The sequence below is a fragment of the Alistipes sp. AF48-12 genome, from assembly GCF_003477565.1.
Lineage (GTDB): Bacteria > Bacteroidota > Bacteroidia > Bacteroidales > Rikenellaceae > Alistipes_A > Alistipes_A hominis.
Map to the genome: position 1 here is coordinate 213748 of NZ_QUDJ01000001.1, position 11895 is coordinate 225642.

At 54.3% G+C, this 11895-nt stretch carries 8 protein-coding genes and 1 tRNA gene; 4 read left to right on the forward strand and 5 right to left on the reverse strand.

Annotated elements, in window-relative coordinates:
* Positions 1-61 precede the first annotated feature (61 nt).
* On the forward strand, positions 62-1246 hold the full coding sequence (locus DW082_RS00970) for a 6-bladed beta-propeller (RefSeq protein WP_101572141.1): 1185 nt from the start codon (positions 62-64) through the stop codon (positions 1244-1246).
* Between the two features lie 44 nt (positions 1247-1290).
* Here DW082_RS00970 and DW082_RS00975 read toward each other — a convergent pair whose 3' ends face one another.
* A complete protein-coding gene (locus DW082_RS00975; RefSeq protein WP_101572139.1) occupies positions 1291-1662 on the reverse strand; it encodes a DUF488 domain-containing protein in 372 nt (123 codons plus the stop codon).
* 162 nt (positions 1663-1824) lie between these two features.
* Between DW082_RS00975 and DW082_RS00980 the strand changes: the two genes are divergently transcribed.
* Together DW082_RS00980 and DW082_RS00985 are read left to right on the forward strand one after the other, a co-directional pair.
* Entirely contained in the window at positions 1825-2880 is a 1056-nt protein-coding gene (locus DW082_RS00980) for a winged helix DNA-binding domain-containing protein (protein WP_101572137.1), read from the forward strand.
* A gap of 77 nt (positions 2881-2957) precedes the next feature.
* Positions 2958-4196, forward strand: a complete 1239-nt coding sequence (locus DW082_RS00985) for a site-specific integrase (protein ID WP_118456930.1) — start codon at positions 2958-2960, stop codon at positions 4194-4196.
* Positions 4197-4354: 158 nt separating this feature from the next.
* Here DW082_RS00985 and mgtE read toward each other — a convergent pair whose 3' ends face one another.
* From mgtE to DW082_RS01005, 4 genes are all read right to left on the reverse strand, one after another.
* Positions 4355-5740: a magnesium transporter gene (gene mgtE, locus DW082_RS00990; RefSeq protein WP_153498338.1), complete on the reverse strand. Its 1386-nt coding sequence runs from the start codon at positions 5738-5740 to the stop codon at positions 4355-4357.
* A 396-nt stretch (positions 5741-6136) separates the two neighbouring features.
* A tRNA-Ile gene (locus DW082_RS00995) sits at positions 6137-6209 on the reverse strand.
* A gap of 180 nt (positions 6210-6389) precedes the next feature.
* Positions 6390-8534 (reverse strand): cytochrome c biogenesis protein CcdA, encoded by a 2145-nt coding sequence (locus tag DW082_RS01000; RefSeq protein ID WP_118456976.1) that lies wholly within the window; start codon positions 8532-8534, stop codon positions 6390-6392.
* 75 nt (positions 8535-8609) lie between these two features.
* Entirely contained in the window at positions 8610-10514 is a 1905-nt protein-coding gene (locus DW082_RS01005; RefSeq protein ID WP_118456932.1) for a class II glutamine amidotransferase, read from the reverse strand.
* A gap of 782 nt (positions 10515-11296) precedes the next feature.
* Here DW082_RS01005 and rbr point away from each other — a divergent pair.
* Positions 11297-11875, forward strand: a complete 579-nt coding sequence (gene rbr, locus DW082_RS01015; protein ID WP_101572130.1) for a rubrerythrin — start codon at positions 11297-11299, stop codon at positions 11873-11875.
* Positions 11876-11895: the final 20 nt, after the last annotated feature.

Sequence of the window (11895 nt, forward strand, 5' to 3'; positions counted from 1 at the left end):
ATCTACCCGGATAGACTTTATTTATCCGGTAGATATTTTTCACCATCCCCAAATATGAAATATGATAAAAAAGTTTTTAACTCTGCATGTTTGCTTGTTGCTCCTTATCAGTTGTTCTGACAAATCGGATCGTCTCGTCAAAGTCAATACCGTAAAAGTCGAACTAAAAAGAGATGACGGCTCTTCAAAAATCAATGAGTTCCTTGAATTTTCCCATTTTGTGCCGCTTCAAACCGGCAATGATATTTTGATCGGGGAGATCAATAAAATACAAATCATACATAACAAAATTTATATTCTTGATTGGAAACAAGGGGCGGTCTTTATATTCAATGCCGACGGATCTTTTGTTTCAAAGATCGACAAAAAAGGGCGTGCAGGAGGCGAATATTTATATCTTTCTGATTTTGAAGTAACATCCGACGGTTCAATATTTCTGAACGATCCCATACAAGGGAAAATATATGTTTACGACGAATCCGGCAATTTCAAATACCAGATGAAAAACGCGCGTAAAACATGGTCGTTTAAACTTCTGGACAATGGTTGTATAGCATACAATATGGCGAATGGATCGGGCGATGAAGACGGTAAGCGTGAAGAATACAACTACGTATGCATTTCTGACAGCGGCAAAGTAATACACAAAGGATTGCCGTTCAACAAAGTTTTAACGGGTAACAAATTTTTTTACGGATCGTGCCGTTCGTTTTTTTGCCAGTACGACGACACCATTTACATGTCTTCCATCCTGAACGATACTATTTACAAAGTATCACAAGCTACGGGAGCCGTATCGCCTTATCTGGCATTCGACTTCAATACACGCAGACCAGCGGTGGACGACTCTCCGAAAACCGTTATGGATTATGTGAACTCTTTAAATGAAGAAAATCCTACGACTCCTCATAATTTTTACCATTTCAACAATGGAAACCTGATTATTTACCGTTATGAACACAAACCGTATATCATCATAACCTCTTCCGAAGGGCATATATTATATTCAGCACCCACAGGAGCGGATAAAAACGGCATAAAATTGTCCTATATACACCCGTACATCGATTCCGATAATACAGGATACATAATCAATCCCGTTACTTCTACACGAATAATTTCATGGATCGACGATTACAAAAAAAACGGAAAGGAGCGCACATTACTGAACGAAATAGGAACATGCATTGAAGAAAACAGTAATCCCGTATTGATATTTTACAAATGGATATACCCCGATTATTGAATCTCGACAACAATTCACGCGTAAATAGACGACTTGAATAACTACTATACAGTCATAACACTCATAACTTTTACCAGATAATCTTGCAGGATCAGGGCATGATTCTGCAAAGCGTTCCGGGAGGCGTACACCAACGTAACGGTGTCGTTTCCGGTGATCTGACGGACGAATTCCGCCACGGCTGGCGACTGCCGCAATTCCGCGGCGTAACGGCGGCCGAACTCTTCCCAACGCCCCGGCATATCTTCGTGATACCACCTTCGCAGAGCGGCCGAAGGGGCTATCTGCTTCGCCCACAAGTCGTAGCGGAAATCCTCTTTCCGCATTCCGCGGGGCCACAGCCGGTCGACGAACACCCGGAAACCGTCGTCCGGTTCCGGTTTTTCATAAGCGCGTTTGATCTTGATTCGTGTCATTTTTTCGGTTTAACGGATCGAATACGAAACCCTCCCGCAAGGAATGCGCCAAAACCGAATCTGCGGACACCGGATCGAAAGGTTTCCCGCCGATCGGATAAATATCCGGCGAATAATACTTCGGAAGGCCCGATTTAACCTATTTTTGCAAAAACGACGACTATGATAACCGACATCCGCCTGGCCGGACAACAACTGGCCGCCCCGCGTTTCGACACGCCGAAAAAACTGGTTTCATGGATGGGAGCCATTCAGGCTCAGGATTACGCCATGGCCCGCTGGGCCGTCGGCATACGGCTGAAATCGGCGACGGCACGATCGGTCGGGGAAGCCTTCTCTCGGGGAGAAATCTTGCGTACGCATGTGATGCGGCCGACCTGGCATCTGGTCGCCGCGGAAGACATCCGCTGGATGCTGAAACTCTCCGCCCGGCGCATCCGGTCGGCCAACGAATCGCTGGCAAAAGGCCGGCAACTGGAGCTTACGGAACAATTGCACTACCGGTGCGACCGGCTGCTCGAAAAAATGCTGGAGGGCAACAGAAACCTGACCAAACAACAGATCGGGGAGGAACTGAACCGGCAGGGGATCGCCGCAGACACGCCGCGGCTGACCCGCCTGCTGATGCGCGCCGAAACCGAAGCGGTCGTATGCAGCGGACCGTTCAGCGGCGGCAAGCAAACCTACGCCCTGCTCGAGGAACGCGTCCCGCCCGTCCCGGAGCTGCATCCGGACGAAGCCCTGGCAAAGCTGGCTACCGCTTATTTCAGAAGCCACTCACCGGCCAGTCTGCAGGATTTCGTCTGGTGGTCGGGACTGTCCGTCACCGAAGCCCGGCATTCGGTCGGCCTCATCGGAAGATCGCTGACCGCCGAACGTTTCGGACAGCGGGAACTATTCGTGCACGAATCCTGCCGTGCGGCGGAGACCTCCGGCGTCCCGCTGTACCTGCTGCCCGCCTACGACGAGTACCTGATCGGTTACAAAGACCGTACGGACGTCCTGCGTCCGGAGCACCGCGCCAGGGCCTTCACGAATTACGGTATTTTCTATCCGGTCATCCTGTACGGCGGCCGGATCGCCGGAAACTGGAAACGCCCGGCACGGCCGGACGACTCTTGCGTCGAAACTTCGTTTTTCGAAACGAATACCGCCGTCGACCGGGACATCCTGGAGGAGGCCGTAAACCGATACCGGGCATTTTACCGCGCCGTCTGATATTTTTACCGCGAAAATGACGATTTTTCACCGCCGTCATTATCTTTTTCCCGGAAAAACATCAATCCAGGAAAATTATGGCAACAGTGAGAATCAAACTCCGCAATTCGTCGGTTCCGGGCCGCGCCGGCTCGGTTTACTACCAAATCACCCACCGTCAGAAATCCGTTCAGATCACGACCGGATACAAACTGCTCCCGGCAGAATGGGACGGCGTCAGGCAATGCGTCGCACCCGTCCTGCTGACCGGGGGCGACTATTACCTGCGAAAAGTACAACGCGCAATCGACTCCGACCTGTCCGTCCTGAAAAATGCGATCGGCGCGCTGGAACGCGCCGCCAGACACTATACGGCGCACGACGTAGCGCAGGCTTTCCGGGAATCGCACTCGGGCGAAACTTTTTTCGGATTCATGGAACGGCAGATCGAACAACTGCTCGCCCACGGCCGATTGGGAACGGCCCGGAATTACCGGAGAACCCGGCAAAGTTTCTCGCAGTTTCTGCACGGGGAAGACCTGTCGTTCGCCGGTTGCACCGCCGAACTGGTCGCCGACTACGAACAATGGCTCAAAAGACGGGGCGTTACGCGGAATACGGTTTCGTTTTACATGCGGATCCTGCGTTCCGTATACAACAAGGCGGTCGGCGAAGGAATCGCCTCGCAGCGCGCCCCTTTCGAAAAAGTCTATACGGGCGTAGACAAAACCCGCAAGAGGGCCGTCGACATGGCCACGATCGAAAGCCTGAGAAAACTGGATTTGCGCGGTTCCCGGTCTCTGGCCTACGCCCGGGATCTGTTCGTCTTCAGTTTCTACATGCGCGGAATGGCCTTCGTGGACATGGCCTACCTCCGCAAGTCGGATGTCCGGGATCAAACCGCGCAGTACATCCGCCGCAAAACGGGCCAGTCCCTATGCATCCGGCTGGAGCCCTGCATCACCGAAATTATCCGCCGCTACGCCCGTAAAACGAAAAACTCCCCTTACGTTTTCCCGATCATCGCCGCCACCGACGAGAACGAGGCTTATGCGCAGTATCAGAATGCACTGAGCTATTACAACAAGCTGCTGAAAAAACTGTCGAAACTGCTGCAGGCGGACACTCCTCTTTCGTCCTACGTTTCGCGCCACACCTGGGCGACGACGGCCCGCAACTGCGACATTCCGCTGTCGGTGATCAGCGCCGGACTGGGGCACCGTTCGCAGGCGACGACCCAGATCTACCTGGCCTCGTTGGAGGACTCCGTCATCGACGAGGCGAACCGCAAAATCATTTTCAGCCTGAACCGGCCGGGGAAAACGAGCAGCCTATAAAACCCGCACCCCGCCCAAAGGACGGAACCGGCCCCGGTTTCGCACATTCGGGGCCCTTTCCCGGTTTTTCGTTTCGCTTTTTCATAAAATACAATCTTTAGTACGGTCGCACTAAAGATTGTATTCGTTTATTTACCGAACGGGAAAAGCAAACCCCATCAAAGAATCTTTCCGGTCAGGAACAGCGCCGCGATCGAGAAATAGATAATCAACCCCGTTACGTCCACGAGCGTCGCGACGAAAGGCGCCGAGGCCGTGGCAGGGTCGAGTCCGCACTTTTTCAGGATAAAAGGAATCATCGAGCCCGACAGCGTACCCCACAGCACGATAAAAACGAGCGAAACCGACACGCTGGCGGCGATCCACGGCCAATGCGTCCCGTAGTCGTACAGTCCGGCCTCCTGCCAGATGAAAATCCGCACGAATCCGATGATCCCCAGAATCGCTCCGAGGATCAGCCCCGAGAAAATTTCTTTGCGCATCACGTACCACCAATTACGCAACTTCAACTCGCCAAGCGCCAACGAACGAATGATCAGGCTGGCCGCCTGCGAGCCCGAGTTCCCGCCGCTCGATATGATCAATGGCACGAACAGTGCGAGCACGACGGCCCGCGCGATCTCGTCGTCGAAATAGCCCATCGCCGATGCCGTCAACATTTCGCCAAAAAAAAGAATAACGAGCCAGCCGGCGCGTTTGCGCACCATTTCGGCCAGCGGGGTCCGCGTATAAGAGAGATCCAGCCCCTCCGTACCGCCGAACTTCTGGAAGTCCTCGGTACTTTCCTGCTCGGCCACGTTCATCACGTCGTCGACGGTCACGATACCCAGCAGGGTGCCGTCGCCGCCGATGACGGGCAATGCCGTGCGATTGTTGTCCTGAAAGGCGCGGACGGCCACTTCCTGATCGTCTTCGGCGCGAAGCGCGACAAAACGGTTGTCGGTAATCTCCGACACGTTACGAGCCGGCGACGCGAGAATGACCTCCTTGATCCGGATGTCGTCGATCAACTTCCAATGCTCGTCGACAACATAAATCACGTCGAGCGTCTCGGAATCGCGACCGTAACGGCGGATATGCTCCAATGCTTGAGCGACCGTGAAATACGGTCGGACGGCCACGTATTCGGGGGTCATCAGCCGACCGATGCTGTCTTCCGGATAGCCGAGCAGCCTCATGGCGACCTCGCGCTCTTCCTGCGACAACATCTGCACGAGCCGCTGGCTCACTTCGCCGGGCAACTCTTCGAAAAACGCCGTGCGGTCGTCGGGATCCAGGTCATTGAGCAGGTCGGTCATCTTATCGATGTGGGCGGCCAGTCCGTCGATAATCTCCTCGCGCTGATCGTGCGAGAGATGTTTGAAAGTCTCTTTCGCCGACTCGCGCGAAAGCAATCGGAACGGAATCGTCCGGTCGGATTTGGGAAGTTCGCCGATCGCTTCGGCGATCTGAAACGGCTCAAGATCGCTGAGCTCGCTTTTAAGGATTTTCCAGTTCTTGTCGGCAATCAATTGCCCGAACCGGTTTTTGATTTCATTGATCATACGGTCTCTCCTTGCGAATTTACACCGCAGGAGACTCGGAAGGCTTCTGCGGTCGGTTAAACAATCGGGGTCGTCTGTCGACAATAAGGGCCTTCGTCCATCGTAATGATTTTAGTTTATAAAGGATCGTCGCATACGGAACGCACACGGTATGCGGATGCAAAGGTACGATTAGTTTCCCAATATCCAATTTTAAAACGGAACGGGGCCGTGAAGCCGGAGAGGTTGCAGCGCGCCCGATTGCCGTTCGCGGTCTGTTTGTCAAACCGGTTCGGGATCGTATTCCCGGCTGTCCGGTCGCCGGCGCAAAATCGAAATACAGCGGATTCGGCGCCGTAAACCGCCCCCGACGCATAAAAAACACTTGCAGAGACTGCAAGTGTTCGGATTCGAAAGTGGGCCCAGAGGGGCATGATCCCCCGACCTCAGATTATGAGTCTGCCGCTCTAACCAACTGAGCTATGGGCCCTGCTCTTCAATACAACGGACGCCCTTCCCCCGCAACGGAAACACTCCGCATACGCAGATCGGTTTCCGCAAGACAAACGCCCATTTTTCCGTTTGCAAAGGTAGAAAATCTTTCCAAATACGCAAAATTACAGCGCAAAACCGCCATCCCCGTAACTCCCGTCCATACCGAGCATTCGGACTACTCCGCTCCGACCGGGTAATTACGCAATCCCTGCCTCAAGAAAGCGACGAACTGATCCACATCCAGATTATACCCGCGCCCCGGAGCCAATTGTTCGCCGTCCGGGCCCAGAATCATGTAATAGGGCTGCGAATTGATCCCGAACCGCTTGTGTGCAAGGTAAGCGTTGATCTTGCCGATGCTTTTGAGCACGCGGCCCGTTTCGGCGGTCACCCATTCGTTTTCGGGCAGTTCCTTTTTGTCGTCCGAATAGAGCGCCACGATCACGAAATCGTTCCGCAGCAGTTGCAGCACCTGCGGATCGGCCCATACGCGCGCCTCCATTTCCCGGCAGTTGACGCACCCGTGACCCGTATAATCGACAAAAAGCGGCTTATGCACTTTGCGGGCATAGGCCAGCGCCTCGTCGTAGTCGAAAAAGCCGTTCAATCCGTGCGGTAGGTTCAGTATATCGCTGTGCCTGGCGACGGGGAAAGCGTCGCCGGCCTTTCCGCCGCCGGAATTTCCGGCAGGCGATTCGGCCGCATCCAGCACGAAATCCTGCGTATGCAACGGCGGCAAGTAACCCGACAATCCGCGCAACGGCGCTCCCCACATTCCGGGCAACAGGTAAACGACGAACGAAAAGGTAACGATCGCGAGCAACAGCCGCGTCACTCCGACCGACTGTACTTCGCTGTCGTGTTTGAACCGGATCTTGCCCAGCAGGTAAAACCCGAGCAGCGTAAAGATAACGATCCACAGCGCCAGATAAACCTCCCGGTCGAGGATGCCCCAATGGTAGGTCTGATCGGCCACGCTGAGAAATTTCAGCCCCAGCGCCAGTTCGAGAAACCCGAGCACCACCTTTACAGAGTTGAGCCATCCGCCGCTTTTGGGCAGGTTGTTCAGCACGGATGGGAACAGCGCGAACAGCGTGAACGGCAGCGCAAAAGCCACCGAAAAAGCGAACATCGTGATTACCGGCGCCCACACCTCTCCGGAAGTGGATTTGATCAGTACCGAACCGACGATCGGGCCGGTGCAGGAGAACGAAACCAACACGAGGGTCAGCGCCATGAAGAACAGACCGACCAAACCGCCTTTGTCGGCCTTGCTGTCGCTCTTATTGACCAGCCATCCGGGCAGCGTAATCTCGAACGCGCCGAAAAACGACGCCGCGAAAACCATGAATACGAGGAAGAAAATCACGTTCGGAATCCAGTGCGTCGCCAGCCAGTTGAAAATATCGGCCGTAACGGCATCTCCGCCTACCAGTTTCGTTATCAGAATGATAACTGCAATCGGCAGCGTATACAGCGCGACAATGCACATGCCGTACAAGGCTGCCATCAGGCGTCCGCGCGCACGGTTCCCACTCCCTTTCAGGAAAAACGACACGGTCATCGGAATCATCGGAAACACGCAGGGCGTCAGCAGCGCGGCGAATCCCCACAGGATCGCTTCGATGATCGCGCTCCACAGCGTTCCGCCGCCGACCGGGGCGTCCGGCTGCAACAGCGGCTGCGACACCACCGCCGAATCCGCGTCCGGAACCGCATTTACGACCGTATCCGCTGCCGTGTCGGTCGTTGTCATATCCCCGGCTTGCGCAACCGCGGACGAATTACCCGTAGCGGAAACCGGTGCCGCAGGCGTCGCAGACGCCCCTCCTGCGGCCGTCTGTACGGCGGCTGCCTTCAGAGGAATCGAAAAAGTACGGTCGGCGGGCGGCAGGCAACTCTCGTCGTCGCAAGCCATCCATTCCACCACGGCTTTCAGCGTCGTTTCGCGGCCCGGGGCGACCCGTACTTTCTGAACGAATTCGGCGTTTTTTTCGAAATAACCGATCTCCATCGCGAACAGCGAATCGTACACCCGTACGGGTTTCGAAAGCTGTTCGATCCCTCCGAGCAACGTAACGTCCGCATTCGGTTCGAACGTAAAAGCCGTCGCATTCGGGCCGCCGTCGTAAGGGCCCGTATCGTACATGTGCCACGGTTCCGCGATCCGGGCCTTAAAAACAATCCTGGAAATCCCGTCGCCGGATTCGGAGACGGCAACCGACCAACTGACCGGATCGGCCGGCTGGGCGGTTCCATGCAGCGCCGCCAGCAGCAAGGCCGACAGGCAAACGATTTTTTTCAGAAGTGACAGGTTCATCATGCGATCTTAAATTTTAGGATCAACCGCTCCTTCCGACCGGGCGGACCCCGCTTGCTCATTCGCACCCGAAAATCAATACGCTCGCTCGTTCCGGTTCTCGTAGAAGTTGACAAATGCTTTGTTCGAGACGACGTTTCCGCCCGGAGTCGGATAGTCTCCCGTAAAATACCAGTCCCCGTTATGGATCGGAATGGCTTTGTGCATATCGGCGACCGTCTGGTAGATCACCTCGACGCGAGCCTGTATCTCCGGAGCCGTAACGATCTCCGCGATTTTGGCCGATATCTCCTCATCGGTGAAACGATCGTAAATCTCGGTAACGCAGTTCACCGTCTCGGAGCGGTCGCCTTTTTGAAGCTCGGCGACGGCCTTGCGGTAAACGTCTTCGATCACATGCTCCATCCCGCGTTCGCGTAGCAGTTCGATTACGGCCCGGAACGCCACGAAGTCACTCAGGCGCGACATGTCGATCCCGTAGCAGTCCGGATAACGGATCTGGGGCGCCGACGAACATACCACGATCTTTTTCGGTTTCAGCCGGTCGAGTATCCGAATGATGCTCTGCCGCAGCGTCGTCCCGCGCACGATCGAATCGTCGATGATCACCAGATTGTCCACCCCGGCACGGATCGTGCCATAGGTGATGTCGTAAACGTGCGCCACCAGGTCGTCGCGCTCGTTGTCCTGCGTGATGAACGTCCGCATCTTGACATCCTTGATCGCCACCTTTTCGATCCGGGGCTTGAAACGCAGGATCTCCTTGAGCCGGGCTTCGGTCAGCCTGCCGTTCTCTTCCAGAATATGTTGCGCACGGACGCCCTGGCAGTATTCGTCCAGTCCTTCGACCAGGCCGAAAAAAGCGCTCTCGGCCGTATTCGGAATATAGGAAAACACCGTATTTTCGATGTCGTAATCAATACTTTTCAAAATCTGCGGCACAAGCTGCCGTCCGAGCTGCTTGCGCTCGCGGTAAATATCTTGGTCGCTGCCCCGCGAGAAATAGATCCGCTCGAACGAACAGGGCCGGATCGGCCGCGGCGCGGTAAACGGATCGACCGATACCTCTCCGTCGCGTCGCACGATCAAAGCGTGGCCCGGCGTCAGCTCCCGGATATCTTCGTACCCGAGGTTGAATGTCGTCTGGATCACCGCGCGCTCCGAAGCGGCGACGACGATCTCGTCGTCGCAATAGTAGAACGCCGGACGGATTCCGGACGGGTCCCGCATGATAAACGCGTCGCCATGGCCGATCACCCCCGCCATCGCATATCCCCCGTCCCAACGGCGGGCCGACAGCGACAATACTTCCTTGAGGTCGATGTGCTTGGCCAGCATTTCGGTGACGTCGTGCTTCGAATAGCCTTTATCTTTAAAATAGCGGTACTTATCGTCGTTTTCACGATCGAGGAAATGACCGATGCGCTCGAGAATCGTCACCGTATCGGTTTTTGCGGGCGGATATTGCCCCAACTCGATCAGCCGGTCGAACAATTCGTCGATATTGGTCAGGTTAAAATTCCCGGCCAGCACCAGGCTCCGCGTCATCCAGTTGTTCTCGCGCGAGACCGGGTGCACGTTCTCGATGTCGTTTTTGCCGAAAGTCCCGTAACGCAGGTGTCCCAGAAAAATCTCGCCGGTAAACTCCACCTGTTTTTTCAGCAGCAGCGGATCTTGCAGCACCTGCGGGTTCTTCGCGACCGCTTCGTTGATCCGGACGTCGATCTGCTGAAAAATATCCTTGATCGGAGCGGCTCCGTTCGAACGCACCCGGTTGATATAAACGCATCCGGGTTCCGGGTACAGCTTGATGTTGGCCACTCCCGCGCCGTCCTGTCCCCGGTTGTGCTGCTTCTCCATCAGGATATGCATTTTGTTAAGTCCGTAGAACGAGGTGCCGTACTTTTTCAGGTAGTAATCGGCCGGCTTGAGCAGGCGGATAAAGGCAATGCCGCACTCGTGTTTGATCGAATCGCTCATAATGTCGTATAAATAAATCGGGTTCCTGTGGAAAACCCGCGAAATCCGCGGATAGACACGCGTCAAAGGTATTTATTTTTGACTTGACAAACAATACCCCGTTGTCGGATAAACGTTTCACGCCGGCCAAAAATTGCGGCGACTTTTCTCCCTGCGAACCGATTGCGCTTACGCACACGTTTTGCAAACGCCGGAACCGGCTCTGTCCCGGAACAAAATTTCATTTTCCGCACGACGCTCCCCGTTTCCGGCACGGGGCCGTATCGCGCACCGGAACGGGCCGGGATACGGCGGAGACTTTGTTTTGAAAACAGCGAATAAAATATTAATTTTAGTCGGTCGGCTCCGATAAAACTGTTCGCATGAAAAAATTCCGGGTTTTATAGCTGGTTTGCTCCGTTCGTATTATGCGCTTGCGAAGATAAAGAGAAAAACATATTAAAAACCCGCCGAAAGATTACTTAGGAGGATATATTTTGATAGACGTTATTTCAAAAGAAAAATTCGGGAAATTTACCGTCCAAACCCGATTGGACGTCGTAATCCGCCGTTTTTCGAAGAAAAGCCGTACCTACAAAAAACTCTTTTTGCGGCATACGGCTGAAAACCGGCCGGGCGGCTCCGGCATATGCGATGTCTTCGGCCTCGCGACGGATCACATAAACTTATACGGTTATAAATATTTATGATCGCGGATCGTTTGCTATTTTTCCGATCTCCGCGTATCTTTGTACTGGAAAGCAGAGACATAACGAAATCATTTACTATAAAAGCTTAAAGAAATGGGAAAAAGTATCAAAGGCACGAAAACCGAACAGAACCTGTTGAAATCTTTCGCCGGGGAGTCGCAGGCACGGAACCGTTACGTATTTTTCGCAAGCGTAGCCAAAAAAGAGGGCTTCGAACAGATCGCCGGCGTATTCGCCGAAACGGCCGAACAGGAAAAGGAACACGCCAAGCGATTCTTCAAATTCCTGGAAGGAGGCATGGTCGAGATTACGGCGAGTTATCCGGCCGGCGTAATCGGAACAACTAAAGAGAATCTCGCAGCCGCGGCAGCCGGAGAAAACGAAGAGTGGACGGATCTCTACCCGACGTTCGCCGATGTGGCCGATCAGGAAGGATTCCCGGTGATCGCCGCCGTTTTCCGCTCAATCGCCACCGTCGAAGCCGAGCACGAAAAACGCTACCGCGCGCTGTTGGCCCGCGTCGAAGCCGACAAGGTTTTCGAACGCGACGAAGAGATCGAATGGCAGTGCCGCAACTGCGGTTACATCCACAAAGGCAAGAAAGCGCCCGCAAGCTGCCCTTCCTGCGCTCACCCGCAAGCCTACTTCGAACCGAAAAAGAACAATTATTAATCGACGGTTCGTACGAATCT